This is a genomic window from Pseudomonas sp. B21-041 (genome assembly GCF_024748675.1).
Lineage (GTDB): Bacteria > Pseudomonadota > Gammaproteobacteria > Pseudomonadales > Pseudomonadaceae > Aquipseudomonas > Aquipseudomonas neuropathica.
This window is the reverse complement of record NZ_CP087175.1, coordinates 5,125,499-5,143,296: the sequence shown is the minus strand read 5'-3', so window position 1 is coordinate 5,143,296 and position 17,798 is coordinate 5,125,499. Positions and strand designations below refer to the sequence as shown.

Here is a 17,798-nt window from a genome sequence, read left to right as displayed (position 1 = left end):
GGGGGCGAAAAGCTGTCGCAGGGGCCGGCCAGTCCTTGATGGTCTGACCGGTTTGCAAGCCTGCCGTCAGAGGTTCGCGATTCTCATGGCCTCCCGGGTCAATTGTCGGGAAAGGTCATCGCGCTGATAACCGATTTGTTTCTGCAGGTCCTGGTACAGCCTTTGGCTCAAGGGCTCATCCTTGAGTACATCGGCCACGGAAATGCCGAGTTGGTTCGCAAGACTTTCCAGTTTTTGCGTCAGTGGTTTTATCTGACCCGGATCCTTGAGTTCAGCCCACTGCGCTTTTATTTCCTTCAATTCTTCGACCCATTCGAGTTTGTTCTCAAACAGATGATCATTGCGCTCGTATTGTGTCGGGTGAGTCTTGCGCAGGTGGCGCTCCCAGAAATTGTCCGAAGGAAGATTGATCATTCCATTGACCAGACCGTCGCCCTGTTCCCGCCTCATGATCATCCTGTAAGCCAACTCGATCTCCGCTTCGTTGACACCAGAACGAGGCTGGTAGCGCATGCCTTCAGACTGCCAGGGCAGTTCAAGTCGTTCAGCCAGTCCGGTTTCGAATGCCAGATGGACCTCGACCTCATCCGGAGCGAGGTTGTTCGGGTCGATCAGGTTCTGTTGTTCCTGACGGCTGTATTCCACGCGAGCCTCGTCGCTCACCAAGTCCAGCCGCGCAGCACTGCGGGCCAGGCGTACGAGGGTGTTATCCAGAACCTGGGCCGATGTCGGCGCTGTATAGGCTTTGGACACCAGCACTTTCATTCCCAGTGAATTGAACAATTGCGCACCGAGATCGCCGCAGTCCTCCGGGGACACGATCTGTTTGAACAGTTTTTCGCGCAGCTCCGAATCGAGGGCGGCGGCTTCGACCATTTCCCAGACACGCTGGGTCAGCTTGCGGCGTGCGGGCTCCGTCCGGTAGTCGGCGCTTTCTCTTTGTTTGGCAATCACGCTGAAAAAACCGGCGGAGTCCGGCTCGGCCATCAGGTCATGCCAGGTTTCTTCGCGGTATTTGCTCAGTGCCGAAGACGGGCCGAAACCGCCGGGTACATCGGCAACGAGTTGCCAATGGCGGAGTTCGTCATTGGCGGCGGGAAAATAATCCTGCACAAAACCCAGGCCTGAAGACTCTCGATACTGGCCATAACGCACCCGCTCTTCATTGGTCAGTTTTTCCGGGCTGAAACGTGCGCGGCTGAGCAAAAACGCCTGATCAGAGCCAGGCGTGACTTCGGGCAGGGTATTGATCGGCGCCCCCCGCATGTCGAGCATGAAACTGCGTGGCCGGTGTCGGTTGGCTGTGCCGACCTTGAACAGTCCCTCGGGCCAGGTCTGGATGCCGGTATTGGCCAGGCTCAGCTCCTCCAGCCGGTACATTCGCCCGACATCCGGGGGTATGCGCAAGGGATTGCCGTTCAGGTTTAGCGTGCGCAGACGTACCAGTGCGTCGAGTTGTTTGCTGGAGCGATACGTCAAGTCGATACGGTTATCGGCCAGATCCAGATCCTCAAGTTGACGCATCTGGCCGATGCTGGAGGGTATTTCTTTCAGATTGCACTGGCGGGCGCTCAATTGGCGCAGATGAGGGAAGCTGCCGAGCAGTCCGTCGCGATTTGCCGAGAGGGATGTCTTGTTGAGCCTAAGTGCGGTGATCTGATCAAGGTGTTGCTTCATGCCGGGTTGCTTGCGCAATTCTTCCCACCAGTATTCGAGATCATATCGGTTCAACTCAGTGGTCAGGTCCAGCGTATAGCCTTGCTCTGGATGATGGATCTGTTCGTCGAACCCAGCGCTTTTGCGCTCGAAACACTCAATTAACCTTTCTTCTATGTGCCTCCCGCCAAGTTGCATGTAATCCATGGACGCTCCGTAGCCCGGATTTCCCTCGTCGTCCACGCCGGCGGGTTGTTTTTCACGCGATGCCTGTAATTTACGGTGCAAATCCTTGCGCTCGCTTTCCAGCTTTGCGATGGCATCGACTGCATTGCCCTCGCTCTTGCGCTGCAATATTTCAATGAACGTGTTCACCTCCCTTTCATTCATTTTCGGGTAGAGCTTGCCGATACGTTTTTCCAGCGTCGGCTCACCCCAAAGCCATGACCAACCGCGCACCAGCGTTTCGGTTTCAATCGTCGCCACCGGACGGATGGGCGGCTCTGCCAGCGCAGTTCGGCGCTGCGCAGGGCCGGCGGCCTCTTCCATGATCCACAGTTTCAACGGGCGTCCCTGGCCGCGCGAGTAACCCACGGCAGGCAGTGTTTCGGCAGGCACGGCATGCAGAATCGACTCATAGAAATCATCCGCGTCATGCAGCGAGCGGTTGCCTGCGTCGAGCACCTCATAGCGGCCCTGTGCGTCGCGGATCAGGCGCCTGACGACGGCTGCATCATCCGATCCGACACTGCAGCGCAGCGGGCCGTCATAGGTGCCATCGCGCACCTCCAGACGCAGATCGGCAAAGGTGTCGGTGTTGAGCTTGAGGGTGTTGAGCGCAAGGCGTTCGCTGTCCGCGGTCAGCAATTCGTCGTGATAAAAACCCTCATAGGCGCGGGCGGCGCAGGCTTCGAAATCCAGTTCTCGGGCCTGGACCTTGAGGCGTAACGGTAGGCGTTTTTCCTTGGCGATTCTTTGCAGTTCGGCGGGTCTGGCCTGGGCCACGAGTTTTTCGGCAAGCGGCAGCGGCAGATCGGGAAAGGTCTGTCTAACGGTTTTGATGTCGGTTTTGTCGGTTCTTTCCCCTGCTTGATAGACACGGCGGGAGACGTCCCCGCGACGTTCATCGACGGCATTGGCGAGGTGATTGCGCAAGACCGCTGCACGGTCGTCGCGAGGAATTTCCGGGCCCAGCAGGTGGTTGAATTCTTCATTGGTGAGGAAGTTCGTCACGCGATCCGGCAACTGTCCCGCATTCAGATCGTTGAGGCTGATGCGCAACGTCTCCGCCGGCGCAGCCTGCGGATTGCCGTACTTGCGCGAGTAACCACTCAGACTGGCATCGGCAAACACCTCCAGCGCTTTGCTGTAAGGCCAGCCCGGCAAACCGGTCAACACCGGTTCCAGCCAGACGGCCTGTGGATCGATCGGGCGGCCCGCGCGGATGTCGGCAGTCGCCGTGAGTACATCGTCGTAGGCGCTGAAGCGCTTGACTGTGTCGGCCAACAGCGGCGGAGGCGGGCTGTTGTCGATATGCATCTGACGCAGGGCGTCGTGATCGGTGCCGCTGCCGATGCGGATCTGCTCAAGTTCCGCGGGCGAAAAGCGTTCGACGCTGTGGCCCAGTCGTCGCATCAGCGCGTCATTCGGCCAGTTGTGCGGGGTCTCCGCTTCATGCACCCAGGCGCCGTGGCCGTTGTGTTCGATTTTCGGCCGGTAGGCGTTGGCGCGGCTCGGGTGCTTGATGCGGTGGGTGTTGGACGTCGCATCAGTCGTGGCCTTTTCGACGACGTACAGCTTGCCTTCCAGCGGCAGGACGTGTTCGTTGCGGTACTGATGCAGGCCATGGCGATCGGGTTTGGCGCCGGGCGAGAGCATCAGTTCGTTACGTTCGTAGGGACTCAGGTCCGGGTGCCATAAGCTGTTTTTGCCATTGTGCAGCTTGACCGGTTTCATGCCGTCTACCAGCGACGACAGTTTGACGCGAAAGGTTTCGCCGATCTGCGCGCCGGCGGCGAAGGCGGCCAACTGAATGATGTCGGTGACCACACTGATGACATGCCCGGCAGCGTCCTGCCAAAGCCCTTCGGCCAGATCAACGATGCCTTCGATCACATCGCTGGTTAGCTGGTAGGCCGTGTAGGCCATCATCAGTTCGCCCAGCCCCGGCACGAATGGTGTGGCGATCAACAGCGCCACGTTGAAAATGTCCGAAAGGATTTTCTTGAAGTTGTCCCACCACGCCCAACGCGCTTTGCTGTCGGTGTCGGCGGTGGAGACGGCGATCTCCCGGGCGTCGTTGAGGATCTTGTTGAGCTTTTGCTGATAGGCGTGGCGCCAGTAATCGCCCTGCAATTTCACCCGACCGAACTGCAGGTTGGGATTGTCCTGCGGGTCCTTGCGCCACGGTGGTTGCTGATCGGTGGGATCCTGACGCGGGTGATACCTGACGATGAACAGGCGTTGCTCAAGCTCGGCAAAGAAATGCCCGCGCTGCTGATGGTCGACAAACTGGCTGAAGAACTGACGGTAGGTCTGTTCGGTCCACTCGCTGAATCGGTCCTCACGAAGCTGGCGCACCAACTCCTCCCGGAAGGCTTTCAGAGAGTTGTACTCCTTGACCGGGTGATCCGGGTCGTGGGGAATGTAGACGATCAGGCGTCGAACACCGCGGCTGTCCGATGCCGTGTGCGTCAGCAGCAGAATCCCGGTCAGCCGGGTGCCGAGCAGCGACAGGTCAGCGCACTGCATCGCGCGGCCATTGAGCAGCAGTTGCGGTTTTTCCTCGGTCAGGCTCAAGAGCATTTTGTAGGCGTCGTACTGGATATCGTCCTTGATCAGCGCCAAATGTGCGGCGACGGCGAGGGCGTCCTTCTGACTCTGGTTGACCTTGTACTGCAGCACGCTCTCGGCCAGCGGTTCGCCGGGCAGCAGGTAACTTTCCAGGTGTTTTTTGTACTGCGCGCCGATATCCAGATCGCGGCACAGCGCCTGAAACTGGCTGATGGGCATGGCGCTTTTGATCGGTACGACATCGAACAGACCGCGCTCATCGGGCTCGCTGATGTAGTCCGAGCCATGGCCGACCGTTTCACTGTTGGCGAAATTGTGCAGGGCGGCATCCAGCAGCGAGACGGTGCGGGTCACGACGCCTGCGGAAAGGTCGATGGCGTACCACGGTTTGTCCTTGGGCAGGTAAAGGCGCAGAAAGGTGCTTTTGACGTCCGGCTCGATGCCGTGCCGCTCCTTGATTTTTGCCTTGAGCAGCGGCTCGGCGAAGGCATGGAGATCGACTTTCGCCAAGAGATGATCAACCTGGTTCTGCGATCCCCAGGCCTTGAGGTTGGCCGCAGCGAGTTTGTTCAGATACGCGGAAGGTGCTTTGGTGTACCAGGCTTCATTCTTCAGTGGCGAAGCTGCCAAGGCGAGGCTCCGGCTGACGGTGGCACTTTTGAAATTGTCGTTGACGGCGGACTTGATGAATTCGTAGTGCCGTCCTTTGTCCGCGTTTTCCGCAGGCAGGGGAGAGAGAGACATGGCCAATCATCCTTGATTGTTGAGGAGTGATCAGCCTACTCAGGGCAGGGCAAAACAAAAGTTCAAAGATCGGGAGGCAAACCGCGTTGCCGGTCACCAACCCGACGAAAATTCGAATCTGAAAAATACATAAATACCACCCGCCAAACTGAAAATTCGTCACCCTGATGCAGAAAAACCCGACACGATTTGTTACCTCGCCGTAGGGCGCGGCGCTTCGAGCATCGCCACGCTGGCGGTCTGCGTCGGTTTGCACTGTGAGTCGCTGCCGGGTTGCAGATACGGCGTCAGAATCGGCGCCATGCCCTTGAGCACCTGCACTGGCAGGGCCGAGGTGAACTTGAAGTTCTCTGCCGAACGCCCCGGAACGAACGCGGTGAGGGTGCCGAAGTGGTGATCGCCGATGTAGAAAACGAACGTCGCCGTGCGGTTGATCGACTTCGAACTGAGGATGCGTCCGCCCGAACCGATGGCTTCGATGCGGTTGTCGCCGGTCCCGGTTTTGCCACCCATGGCCAGTGGGCTGCCATCAGCCAGTTTGAAACTGCCGGAAACACGTTTTGCCGTGCCGGCGTCGACCACTTGCGACAGTGCCTCGCGCATGGCTGTGGCGACCGCGGACGGCATCACCCGTTTGCCGACATGCGGGTCATTGACCAGTTGCGTTTCGTAAGGCGTGCCTGCGGCGAAATGCAGGCTGTCGATGCGCAGCGTCGGCATGCGCACGCCGTCATTGAGGATGGTGCCGATCAACTCGGCCAGAGCGGCAGGGCGGTCACCGGAGCTGCCAATCGCGGTGGCCAGCGACGGCACCAGATGGTCGAACGGGTAGCCGACTTTCTGCCAGCGCTGGTGAATTTCAAGGAACGCTTCAATCTCGAGCATGGTGCGAATACGGCTGTCGCGGGCGCCCTTGTGCTTGCTCTTGAATAGCCAGCTGTAGACTTCCTGACGTTCGAAGTGACTGGCCTTGACGATCTCGCTGAAGGTCGCGTCCGGGTGGTTCAACAGGTAGCCCATCATCCACAGATCCAGCGGATGCACCTTGGCGATGAAGCCTTGATCGGGCAAATCGTAACTGCCGGGACCATAGGAATCGTAGAGGCGGATCAGGCGATCATCAGTGAGTTTTTCGGTGAGCTTGGTGCCTTTAAGGTGCGAGCGGACGAACGTGTTGAAGTCTTCTTGGCTGGCATCGGGTAGCAGGTAGCGATGCACGGCGGCCATGCGGATCGGCGTCGGGCGCATGCTGTCGAGGAAGGTGTCGAGACGCGCCTGCGTGTCTTTGTTCCTGTATTTTTTCCAGAACTTGAGCTGGAACGCCGTGCCTTCGCGGTCGGCGAAACTTGCCAGGTATTCCTGCCGACGCGGATCGCGATCGTCCTTGAGCAGTTCGGCACTGCTATTGGGCCCTGAATAAGTGACATAACGCACCACATCGCGCATCAGCCGAATAAACGGCAGGTTGATCGATTCGCGCAGGGCGTCGCGCAGAGTCGGTATGCGACCGTTGTCCTCTTTGCGAAAATTGTGAAATGTATGCAATCCGCCGCCGGTGAAAAACGCCTCGCCGGGGCTGGCCGAGTATTTGCGGTCGAGGGCTGCGCCGAGCATCTTCGACAGGTCGTGATCCTTGTTCTGGATCAGGTAATCGATGACCCACTGGCTCAAGCGGTCCTGATCGGGGACTTCGACTTTCTTCAGTTCCGGCACGCTCATGGCGCCGTACTTGTCGTGCAGTTCGGCGATGATTTGCAGGTAAGTGGTGAGCACGCGCATTTTCGCGGTGGAGCCGAGTTCGAGTTTGCTGCCTTCGTTGATATCGAACGGCTGGTCAGTGCTATCGGTCTGCACCCGCACGCGGGAACCGTCCGGAGTCAGTTCGAAGAGGGTAAAGCTGTAGCGCACTTGGGTGGTGCTGGTCGGGGTCAGCAAACGTTCACCGAGCAAGCCGATTTCGGCGGCATAGGCCGGGTCGGCGAGTTTCTTCAGGTAAGCGGTGGCCTGGGTTTGCAGTTCGCCCTGCAGGGTGCTGGTGGCCGAGAGGTCGAGGCGGTCGAGGTCGTACAGCGGCCGGTTGAGCATGCTCGCCAGACGACTGCGGGCAACGCTGATGCCCTTGTTGGTTTCGATCGGCTGAATGGTCGGCTGGGTCTGCCAGTCGCGGTAAGTGACTTTGCTGGCAAGGGCGGCATCGGCTAGCGCGTTGTCGATCACACCGTTCTGTTTGAGCAGGCGCAAATGGCTGTCGGTAAGCTCGGCAAGCTCTTCACGGCCCTTGGTCAGGTAACGCGAAGGGCGGCGCTGGGCGATCATCAGCGACAACATCTCGCGCAGGGCCAGGCCTTTGGCGGCCATGGTCTTCGCATCGGTGGCCGGGCTGTTCAGTTGTTCGTTGGCCTGGTTGAAGTCGCTGCCGTACCAGACGCGCAGGCCTTCGGCCATGCCATGTACTTCGCCATGCCCTGGCACCGCCGACAGCGGCACGCTGTTGAGGTAGTCACGCACGATGTTCTGTCGTGCCCCGAGGGTTTGCGGGCCGGGCTGATAGGCACGCACGCTGGCCGACATCATCTGCCGCAGTTTCTCGGCACCGGACACCGTCAGGCCATCCGGGGAATGCCGGTACTTTTCTAATTGCGTGGCTAACGTACTGCCACCCGCCGACTGGCCCGGCAGGCGCAGCAATTTCGCCACTTGTGACCACGCGGCCATGCCGAAGCGCGGCCAGTCCACCGCCGGGTTGGCCAGCGGCTGTTTCGGGTCGAGCAGGAAGCGGTTTTCGATGAATAACAGGCTGCTGACCACCACTGGCGGGATGGATTCGAAGCTTGAATATAGCTGTTGCGGGTAGTTGTACTTGTACAGCGGTGCGGCCCGGCAATCGGTGATCGACAGCCCGGCCTGAATCTTTTCGGAATACGGCACGAACAGGCCCTTGTCGGTGTAGCTGAGCAGTGCCGGGGAAAACCGCGCCTGTTCGGTGATGACGTAGTTGCGTTTGAGCAGGCGCGGCAGGAATTCATCCAGCGAGCTGTAACCCAGGCGCAGATCGAACGGGCCATTGCCCGGATAACGAATGGCTTCGCTGGGGCCGGGTTCGAGGGTGTACGTCAGTGACGCGGCGTATTGGCTGAGCTCACGCGCCTGGAAGCGCGAAGTGCGCATTTCCTTGGACGCAGCCAGCCCCACGACGATCGCGATAATCACCAGCAACAACCAGAAAGCCTTCCACCCATGCCGGTTGCGGCGGGGTTTTTCAGGGACAGGCGCTTCATCCACTCGTTCAGTCGGAACCACGGCTTTACTCGAATCGGTTTGCCACAAAGCGCCCATAGTCGATTGATCCATTCACGCAGATTGATCGGACTTGTCTGAAGCTTAGACGGTGGTTGGGGCTGGTGAAAAAAATGTGCGGGATGGGCGAGGGGAGTTGCTGAATAAATCTGGAAGGCGGGTGCCGGAGCGAAAATGAGCCTGAAGCAAACTTTGCGGCGAGGGAGATCTGAGCGGCCGCAATAGAACCGTTCAGCAATAAAGTTGACCAAGCGGACACATGACGATGCACCAATGCTGTGCAATACTCGGCGGCTTTTTCGGCGGCGAATATTCCTACGCAAAGCAGGGAATGCCTCTCGGCATACCGGGCTTTTACCGAGAGTTGTCGCTGAATGTTGTGGCTTATAGAGTGAAAACTCCTGCCAAAGGCTTTTTATACTGCACGTCCCGCTGATCTTGCAGGCTGTCCTGCAAGACGTGTCTGCTCACAAAGCAGGCGCGGTTTCATTTCAAGCCAGGGCTTATCGGCCGACGCTTCGACACTCGGTGGTCATATCCAATAACAAGACGAGGTTGCACCCCTATGCCAGTCGGCAATCAACTGCCTCACGGCGACACCGCTCAGGGCGGTCCGCTCAAACGCGAACTCGGCGAACGGCATATTCGCCTGATGGCACTCGGTGCCTGTATCGGCGTCGGTCTGTTTTTAGGTTCCGCCAAGGCCATCGAAATGGCCGGCCCGGCGATCATGCTGTCGTACATTCTGGGTGGTCTGGCGATCCTGGTGATCATGCGCGCTCTCGGCGAAATGGCCGTGCACAATCCGGTCGCCGGCTCGTTCAGCCGTTACGCGCAAGACTACCTCGGCCCGTTGGCGGGCTTCCTCACGGGCTGGAATTACTGGTTCCTGTGGCTGGTGACCTGCGTCGCGGAAATCACCGCGGTGGCCGTGTACATGGGCATCTGGTTTCCCGATGTACCGCGCTGGATCTGGGCCCTCGCGGCGCTGATCAGCATGGGTTCGGTCAATCTGATCGCGGTAAAGGCCTTCGGTGAGTTCGAATTCTGGTTCGCCCTGATCAAGATCGTCACCATCATTGCGATGGTGATCGGCGGCGTCGGCATCATCGCCTTCGGGTTCGGCAATGACGGCGTGGCACTGGGGATTTCCAACCTGTGGGCCCACGGCGGCTTCATGCCCAACGGCGTGACCGGCGTGCTGATGTCCCTGCAAATGGTCATGTTCGCCTACCTCGGCGTGGAGATGATCGGCCTGACCGCCGGTGAAGCGAAGAACCCGCAGAAGACCATTCCCGATGCGATCGGCTCGGTGTTCTGGCGGATTCTGCTGTTCTACGTCGGCGCACTGTTCGTGATTCTGTCGATCTACCCGTGGAACGAAATCGGCACGCAGGGCAGTCCGTTCGTGATGACCTTTGAGCGTCTGGGCATCAAGACCGCCGCCGGCATCATCAACTTCGTGGTGATTACCGCAGCATTGTCGTCGTGCAACGGCGGTATCTTCAGCACCGGGCGTATGCTCTACAGCCTGGCGCAGAATGGCCAGGCGCCGGCCGGTTTTGCCAAGACTTCGAATAACGGTGTACCGCGTCGAGCGCTGTTGCTGTCGATCGGTGCGTTGTTGCTGGGCGTGCTGCTCAACTATCTGGTGCCGGAAAAAGTCTTTGTCTGGGTGACCTCGATTGCCACCTTCGGCGCGATCTGGACCTGGGTGATGATCCTGCTGGCGCAACTGAAATTCCGCAAAGGCCTGAGTGCCAGCGAACGTGCCGGCCTCAAGTACAAGATGTGGCTGTACCCGGTCAGCTCGTACTTTGCGCTAGCGTTTCTGGTGCTGGTAGTCGGCCTGATGGCGTACTTCCCGGACACGCGCGTGGCGCTCTATGTGGGGCCTGCGTTCCTGGTGCTGCTGACCGTGTTGTTCTACGTGTTCAAGCTGCAACCGAGCAACGTGGCGCAAGGTGCGGCGCGTTCGGCTTCGTAAGTTTTAGCGTCTGCATCAACCAAGCCCCGGTCGCGAGACCGGGGCTTTTTATTGCCCGTGCCGCGGATCGTCTCCAAGGCTGAGCCACCTGCGCTTGCTGCAGCGGCAGTGTGATGTCCACTCGTCGGAAGTAGCCGGGCACCTGTAATTTCTGACAGTAGACCTGGCACCTGCCTTGGCCTAGGTTGAAGTTTCGCCAAACGTGGCAAGAGCGGGGCACCGGCATGAAGGGATTCTCGGCATTGACGGTTATCGGAATCGCCGATGGATTGATCCATTGGCAGATCTTTTTCGTCCTGTGCACGGCTGCCGAACTGACCCAAGCCGCCAGCAATTTCGCGGCTTTCTGCGTAGCGGCCATGTTCTCGTTTTACGTGAACATGCTGTACACCTTTGACAGCCGAACGTCGGTGCTTGGTTATCTGCTGTTTATCGTGGTGATGGGCGCGCTCAGTTTTGCCATCGGTGCGATCGCCGATACGCATGATCTGCCGGGATTGCTGACGGTGGCGGTGTTTACACTGCTGAATCTGTTGCTGGGGTACAGCTTTTTCAGGTTTGTATTGTTTCGCAGACAACGGCTATGAAGACTTTTGCGGCCGTTGCATTTGTCAGACGAGCCTTTACGCCAGTGCTCGTTGATCGATTCGCGCTCGCTATCGTTTTGATCCTCGCACTACTCGTACGGTTTTACGCTATTTCAGTACCCGCCATCTGGAACGATGAAGCCTATAGTCTGCTGCTTGCACGCGAAACACCGGAGCGCATCTGGGCGCTGACGGCACGGGATGTGCACCCACCGCTTTACTACATGCTGTTGCACTACTGGGTGTCGGTGTGGGGAGACTCGGCGTTGTCTGCCCGGGCCTTGAGTGCACTCGCGGATCTCGGCACTCTTTTACTGTGTATCAAGTTGATGAGCCTGATTTCAACGCGCAGGGCGACATGGATTGCCGCGCTGCTATTGGCGTTACTCCCGATTTCGGTGCGCTATAGCCAGGAAGTAAGGATGTACAGCCTGCTCGGGTGCTGGTTGATGGCTGCAACTGTTGCGTTGGTTTGTTGGGCGAGGGTTGCGGAGCAAGGCCGTTTTGCGGTGATCTACGTGCTCCTGATGAGCGCTGCTTTTTACACTCACTACTTCGCAGGTTTGTGTGTACTGGTGCATTGGTTGTTTTGGTGGCTGAGCCGGAATAACCGTCCCGGGATGGCGATTACCCTAGGGCAATGGCTACTTGCTAACCTGACTATCGTGGTCCTGTATTTGCCTTGGGTACCTCATCTGATTGCTCAACTTGCGAATACGACGGGCTTGGGTTGGATCAAACCGGTGACGCTGCAGGAGGCGTTGTCGCTAGTCTGGCAGTTCACGCTGATGGGAAATGGGGCTTTTCAAGCATCGGCGTGGCATCTCCTGCCTCTGGCGCTTTTACTGTTCTGCGCCACAACAGTCATCGCGGACTACTCCCTAAAGCAACCTTTTCGTTTTTTGCCGATTGGTTATTTTTTTGTTCCGCTGACAACGCTCTATGTGTTTGCCTTATTCCTTCCGCTATTCGTTCCTAGATATCTGGTTTTTTCGGCGCCCGCCATTGCGATGATTGCAGCGTTGGCACTTGACGGCATCTGGAGACGTCGAGCGTTGTTGGCGACTGTTGGTTTATTGCTTTTTGTTGTTGTGCAATTAAATGGTCTGACTGCGGTTTACCGGCAGACAGATGGCTTGAATGGAACGAATTACCGCAGAGATACCGAGTTTGGTCAGTTGGTGAAGCGGCTCAATCAGAATGCCCTTCCAGGTGATGAGGTGATCATTGCTAACCCGTTCTGGTACCCGACATTCACTTATTACGACACCACTGGTATTGATCCCCGGTTTGAGGTGCGCTCATCGATTGATGATTACCTGAAGCTGACCAGTCGTGGTCTTTTGAGCCTGATCAAAGATCCCGTAGCGAGTATTTATATTGATGGGATAACGGTTTTGGATTGCCGCAGCCAAAGAGTCTGGTGGATCACAGATGCTGATTTGCATGCTGACAGGCCACAGTTCGCAAAGGATCGGACTCCCGTGTTGACGATTCACGGGGGAAACATTTCTGCGTATCTGTTTACTGCCGATTCGGTGCCGGCTTCAGCGCAGGCCAGCACCTATTGCACACTTAAGCCACGGCCACTTCCTGCGGCTCAAAACTGTCCGCCCGCGCCATCTGCCACATCCGCGAATAGAACTCGCCATTCACTTCCCCGGTGAGCAATTCCCCCGGTTTCAGGAACACATGCAACTGCGAGAACAGTTTGATCTCGGTCGCCGACATGCGCCGCACCAAGTGCTTGGCCGACAGTTGCGACGGATGCTCAAGACCGGCGGCGGCAAGCATTTCTGCCAGCGCCTTGAGGGTATTGCGGTGGAAGTTGAACACGCGCTGTGCCTTGTCCGGCACTACCAGCGCGCGTTGGCGCAAGGCATCCTGAGTGGCCACGCCGGTCGGGCATTTGTTGGTGTGGCAGCTTTGCGACTGGATGCAGCCGATGGCGAACATGAAGCCGCGTGCGGAGTTGGCCCAGTCTGCACCGATGGCCAGTACGCTGGCGATGTCGAAGGCGCTGACGATCTTGCCGCTGGCGCCGAGTTTGATCTTGTCGCGCAGGTTCAGGCCGACCAGGGTGTTGTGGACAAACAGCAGGCCCTCGCGCATCGGTACGCCGATGTGGTCGGTGAACTCGACCGGTGCGGCGCCGGTGCCACCTTCCTTGCCGTCGACGACGATAAAGTCCGGGAGGATGCCGGTTTCCAGCATGGCTTTGGCGATGCCCATGAACTCCCACGGATGGCCGAGGCAGAACTTGAAGCCCACCGGTTTACCGCCGGACAGTTCACGCAGTTGCTGGATGAACTGCATCATTTCGATCGGCGTGGAAAACGCACTGTGACGTGACGGCGAGACGCAATCTTCGCCCATCAGGATGCCGCGTGTTTCGGCGATTTCCTTGGTGACTTTGTGTTTGGGCAGGATACCGCCGTGGCCGGGTTTCGCGCCTTGGCTCATCTTGATTTCGATCATCCGCACTTGCGGGTTCTGTGCCTGGGTGGCGAAGCGTTCCGGGTCGAAACGGCCGTCGCTGGTGCGGCAGCCGAAGTAGCCGCTGCCCAGCTCCCAGGTCAGGTCGCCGCCGTGTTCGCGGTGATACGGGCTGATGCTGCCTTCACCGGTGTCGTGGGCGAAGTTGCCGAGTTTCGCGCCTTGGTTCAACGCGCGAATGGCATTGGCGCTGAGCGAACCGAAGCTCATCGCCGAGATGTTGAATACCGAGGCCGAGTACGGCTGACTGCACTGCGGGCCACCGACGGTGACGCGGAAACTGCTCGGGTCGCTCAGCGGCGCCGGACGCATCGAGTGGCCGATGAATTCGAATCCGGATTGATAGACATCAATCAGCGTGCCGAACGGTTTGTCGGCGGTTTCGTTTTTCGCTCGCGAATAAACCAGCGAACGCTGGGCGCGGGAGAAGGGCAGGGCATCGCTGTCGGACTCCAGCAGGTACTGGCGGATCTCCGGGCGGATGCCTTCAACCAGATAGCGGATATTGCCGAGGATCGGGTAGTTGCGGCGCACCGCGTGCGGGCTTTGTAGCAGGTCGAACAGACCGATCAGGCTCAGTACACCGGTGACGGCGGTGATTGGCCATAGCCAGTCATGTTCGAGGAAAGGCAGGCTGGCGAGGGTGAACATCACGCAGACGGCAAAGAAGGCGTAGCGGCTCAGGAGTGACAGGCTCATACGGTTTCCTTGGTTCGGACTCAGAGATTTCGGCGAAAGGCTCAGGGATGTACAAAATCCCTGTGGGAGCGAGCCTGCTCGCGAAAGCGACCTGTCAGTAGAAAAATTATTGTCTGATCCGACGCATTCGCGAGCAGGCTCGCTCCCACAAAAAGCAACTTCACCAAACGATCAGGCGTTTTGTGCCTGAAGAAAAATCGAAAACAGCTCGGACTGGGATTTGATCCCCAGCTTGCTGTACATGTGTTTCTTATGGACTTTCACGGTTTCTACGGAGATTTCCAGCTTACGGGCGATTTCTTTACTGGAGCAACCGCTGAGCATCAAACGCCCGACATCCAGTTCACGGGCGGTCAATTGCGCGCCCTTGAGTTGCTGCACCGACGCCTCCAGTTGCACCCGCCAGTCTGCCCGGACAGGGGCGGCGGCGAGGGCCACGGTTTCGTTGATCTCGTACGGCAGGCGCTGGCGCAGCAGGCCCAGCACCCAAGGCTGGATCAATGACAGCAAGGCGATATGTTCGCCAGTGAAACGTTTTTCACTGCCCAGCGACAGACACAAGGTGCGATCGCCTTCGAGCTGACAATTGAACTGGATTTCGTCGGCCACGACATTCAGACGAAAGTATCGCTGGTAATACTCGGTCAGTTCGAAATGCTCCGGCGCCACTTCCGAGAGGCGATACAGACCGGTGCGGGTTTGCTCGCGACAGGCGATGTAGAACGGGTCCAGCAAGTACAGACCGCGCAGATAATCCTGAAACAACGGGTCAGGGTTGCCGTCTGCGCCCGGGCATTCGGCGAAGACTTGCGGGTGTTGATCGGCGCTGAACAGCAGCGCCACCCAGCTATCGAACGGCACGTACTGGTCGAGCAGACGCACCAGTTGCGCCCAGAAATTCGGCTTGTCCAGCGCATCGATCAGTTGCCCGACGGCGCGGTGCCAGGTGATGTCGTCAAACGAAAGTGTCATCGATCTACCCCTATCGGGTTACCCCGGCCGCGTAATTCCCTGGCCGGCTGCTTGCTGCGCATACTGGCCCACAGACAGCCACCGGGCAATCTTTCAGCGCCCGCCGCTTATCACAAGGAATTCCCATGAAAGTCGAACTCGCGCAATTGGCAGGCCGTGACAATGCCACGGCCTACAACCTCGAACGCGCACTGGCAGCGATTGCCGCGTGTGCGGCCGACACGCAATTGATCGTGTTCCCGGAAACCCACCTGATGGGCTTCCCGACGGCCGAAACCGTGGCGCAAACCGCCGAACCGCTCGACGGCCCGACCGTCAGCACCGTGCTGGCCGCCGCGCGTGAACACAACATCGCCGTGGTGATCGGTATGGCCGAGAACGACAACGGTCGCTTCTACAACACCACGTTGCTGATCACCCCTGAAGGCATTGCCCTGAAATACCGCAAGACCCATCTGTGGGCGTCGGATCGTGGCGTGTTCGAGGCCGGCGACCGTTACACCACCTGCGAATGGAACGGCGTGCGTATTGGCCTGTTGATTTGCTACGACATCGAGTTTCCGGAGTCAGCCCGTGCCTTGGCGCAACTGGGTGCCGAGTTGCTGATCGTGACTAACGGCAACATGGACCCGTACGCGCCGACTCACCGCACCGCGATCATGGCCCGTGCCCAGGAGAATCAGGCCTTTGCGTTGATGGTCAATCGCGTGGAGGCGGGGGACGACGGCTTGATGTTTGCCGGTGGCAGTGCGCTGGTCGATCCGCTGGGCTCGCTGTTGTTCGAGGCCGGGCGGGAAGAAGGGACGTTCAGCGTCGAGCTGGATTTCGACCGGTTAGAGATTGCGCGCAAGGATTACCGCTATCTGGATGATCAGCGTTTGAAGTTGCCGGGGGAGGTGGTGGAGCGCGGCGATGGTGTTCGTGAGTTGTTGATTCCACGCCGTTGACCGCTGCCCTCACCCTAGCCCTCCCGAAACGTCGGACCAGAGGGGACTGACCGAGTTGATTGTTCGAGGTACGCCGACCAGAAGCAACGGGTCGAACTCAGGTTTTACCCGATCGTTCCCACGCTCTGCGTGGGAATGCAGCCCGGGACGCTCCGCGTCCCAAGAGCGGACGCAGAGCGTCCATTGAGGCATTCCCACGCAGAGCGTGGGAACGATCAGCCACACCCGAAAACATTCGCCGAACCCGGCTCTGCCATAAATCCAATAACATTCGGAGTAAGTCGCCCATGGCTCGTTTGCAACGCACCCTTTCATTAGGGTCGGTGGTGCTGTTCGGCATCGCCTACATGACGCCGATCATTGTCCTCGGCACCTTCGGCATCCTCGCCCAGTCTACCGCCGGCATGGTGCCTGCCGCGTATCTGGCGGCGCTGGTGGCGATGTTCTTCACCGCTATGAGTTACGGACGCATGGCCGCTGCATTCCCCGTCGCCGGTTCCGCCTATAGCTACGTGCGCAAGGCAATCAGCCCGAAACTCGGCTTCATCGCCGGTTGGGCGGTGTTGCTCGATTACCTGTTTCTGCCGATGGCGATCTGGCTGATCGGCGCGGCTTATCTGGCCTCGGCATTCCCGTCGATCCCGCAATGGATCTGGGTGCTGGCCTTTATCGGCATCACCAGCGCGATCAACATCATCGGCCTGAAACTGGCCAACGGCATCAACGCCTTGTTGATGCTGGTGCAGTTCCTCGTGCTGATCGCTTTCGTCGCGCTGTGCGTGCACTACATCGGTGGCGATGCGAGCACGCCGTTGTGGTCGATCAAGCCGTTCTTCAACGGCGACATGCAGATGCCGCTGATCATGAGCGGTGCGGCCATCGCCTGCTACTCGTTCCTCGGCTTCGATGCGGTCAGCACGCTGACCGAAGAAACCCGCGATCCACGCCGCACCATCCCGCGCGCGATCATGTTGATCACACTGATCGGCGGGCTGATCTTCGTTGGCGTTTCATACTTTGTGCAGATCGCCCATCCATCGTTCCAGTTCGACAGCGTCGACTCCGCCGCCTATGAAATCGCGCGCAATATCGGCGGCGATCTGTTCGTCTCGATCTTCCTCATCGGCCTGATTGTCGGTCAGTTCGCCTCGGGGCTGTCTGCGCAAGCCAGTGGCTCGCGCCTGCTGTTCGCCATGGGCCGCGACGGCGTGTTGCCCAAGTCGTTCTTCGGTACCTTGCACGCGCGCTTCGGCACACCGGTCAACAGCATCCTGCTCTGCGCCGTGGTGGCGTTACTGGCACTTAAACTCGACGTGACCACCTCGACCTCGTTCATTAACTTCGGCGCGTTTCTGGCGTTCAGTCTGGTCAATCTCTCGGTGATCTTTCATTACTGGATCGGCGGTGAGAAAAAAGGTCCGCGCGAGCTGCTGCTGTTTCTGCTCTTCCCGTTGATCGGGCTGGTGGCGGACTTGTGGCTGATGGTCAGCCTCGATCACCTGGCGGTGTACCTGGGCTTGAGCTGGCTGGCGATCGGCGTGGTTTACCTGGCAGTACTTACCGGTGGTTTCCGTCGCCAGCCACCGGAAATGGACTTTCAGGAAGCGACCTGAGGCGTCT

General features: G+C 58.8%; 9 protein-coding genes. 5 read left to right on the top strand and 4 right to left on the bottom strand.

From position 1 onward, the window contains the following. Positions 1-66: 66 nt before the first annotated feature. Both LOY43_RS22785 and LOY43_RS22780 read right to left on the bottom strand, forming a co-directional pair. On the bottom strand, positions 67-5,193 hold the full coding sequence (locus LOY43_RS22785) for a dermonecrotic toxin domain-containing protein (RefSeq protein ID WP_258708765.1): 5,127 nt from the start codon (positions 5,191-5,193) through the stop codon (positions 67-69). Between the two features lie 192 nt (positions 5,194-5,385). Beyond that, positions 5,386-8,529, bottom strand: coding sequence for a transglycosylase domain-containing protein (locus LOY43_RS22780; protein ID WP_258708764.1), 3,144 nt, complete (start codon positions 8,527-8,529; stop codon positions 5,386-5,388). 526 nt (positions 8,530-9,055) lie between these two features. Between LOY43_RS22780 and LOY43_RS22775 the strand changes: the two genes are divergently transcribed. The 3 genes from LOY43_RS22775 (at position 9,056) to LOY43_RS22765 (ending at position 12,731) form a co-directional block, all read left to right on the top strand. Then, entirely contained in the window at positions 9,056-10,477 is a 1,422-nt protein-coding gene (locus tag LOY43_RS22775) for an amino acid permease (protein ID WP_116255123.1), read from the top strand. A gap of 224 nt (positions 10,478-10,701) precedes the next feature. Next, entirely contained in the window at positions 10,702-11,064 is a 363-nt protein-coding gene (locus LOY43_RS22770; protein WP_258709945.1) for a GtrA family protein, read from the top strand. Continuing rightward, the gene (locus tag LOY43_RS22765) at positions 11,061-12,731 is read left to right on the top strand and encodes a glycosyltransferase family 39 protein (RefSeq protein WP_258708763.1); all 1,671 of its coding nucleotides are present in this window, start codon (positions 11,061-11,063) and stop codon (positions 12,729-12,731) included. Before LOY43_RS22770 ends, LOY43_RS22765 begins: the two co-directional genes overlap by 4 nt. Here LOY43_RS22765 and LOY43_RS22760 read toward each other — a convergent pair. Continuing rightward, complete coding sequence (locus LOY43_RS22760; protein WP_095048313.1) at positions 12,640-14,259, bottom strand: FMN-binding glutamate synthase family protein; 1,620 nt, start codon at positions 14,257-14,259, stop codon at positions 12,640-12,642. The two genes, LOY43_RS22765 and LOY43_RS22760, sit on opposite strands and share 92 nt — an antisense overlap. Positions 14,260-14,430: 171 nt before the next feature. Beyond that, positions 14,431-15,231, bottom strand: coding sequence for a LuxR C-terminal-related transcriptional regulator (locus LOY43_RS22755; protein WP_095125885.1), 801 nt, complete (start codon positions 15,229-15,231; stop codon positions 14,431-14,433). A gap of 125 nt (positions 15,232-15,356) precedes the next feature. Between LOY43_RS22755 and LOY43_RS22750 the strand changes: the two genes are divergently transcribed. Both LOY43_RS22750 and LOY43_RS22745 read left to right on the top strand, forming a co-directional pair. Next, entirely contained in the window at positions 15,357-16,178 is an 822-nt protein-coding gene (locus LOY43_RS22750; protein ID WP_258708762.1) for a carbon-nitrogen hydrolase family protein, read from the top strand. A gap of 287 nt (positions 16,179-16,465) precedes the next feature. Further along, positions 16,466-17,791 (top strand): APC family permease, encoded by a 1,326-nt coding sequence (locus LOY43_RS22745; protein WP_095125883.1) that lies wholly within the window; start codon positions 16,466-16,468, stop codon positions 17,789-17,791. The last annotated feature ends 7 nt before the right edge of the window (positions 17,792-17,798 follow it).

Coding starts and splice junctions, on each gene's coding strand:
- LOY43_RS22785 (WP_258708765.1), bottom strand. CDS start 5,193: ATGTCTCTCTCTCCCCTGCCTGCGGAAAACGCGGACAAAGGACGGCAC.
- LOY43_RS22780 (WP_258708764.1), bottom strand. CDS start 8,529: ATGGGCGCTTTGTGGCAAACCGATTCGAGTAAAGCCGTGGTTCCGACT.
- LOY43_RS22775 (WP_116255123.1), top strand. CDS start 9,056: ATGCCAGTCGGCAATCAACTGCCTCACGGCGACACCGCTCAGGGCGGT.
- LOY43_RS22770 (WP_258709945.1), top strand. CDS start 10,702: ATGAAGGGATTCTCGGCATTGACGGTTATCGGAATCGCCGATGGATTG.
- LOY43_RS22765 (WP_258708763.1), top strand. CDS start 11,061: ATGAAGACTTTTGCGGCCGTTGCATTTGTCAGACGAGCCTTTACGCCA.
- LOY43_RS22760 (WP_095048313.1), bottom strand. CDS start 14,259: ATGAGCCTGTCACTCCTGAGCCGCTACGCCTTCTTTGCCGTCTGCGTG.
- LOY43_RS22755 (WP_095125885.1), bottom strand. CDS start 15,231: ATGACACTTTCGTTTGACGACATCACCTGGCACCGCGCCGTCGGGCAA.
- LOY43_RS22750 (WP_258708762.1), top strand. CDS start 15,357: ATGAAAGTCGAACTCGCGCAATTGGCAGGCCGTGACAATGCCACGGCC.
- LOY43_RS22745 (WP_095125883.1), top strand. CDS start 16,466: ATGGCTCGTTTGCAACGCACCCTTTCATTAGGGTCGGTGGTGCTGTTC.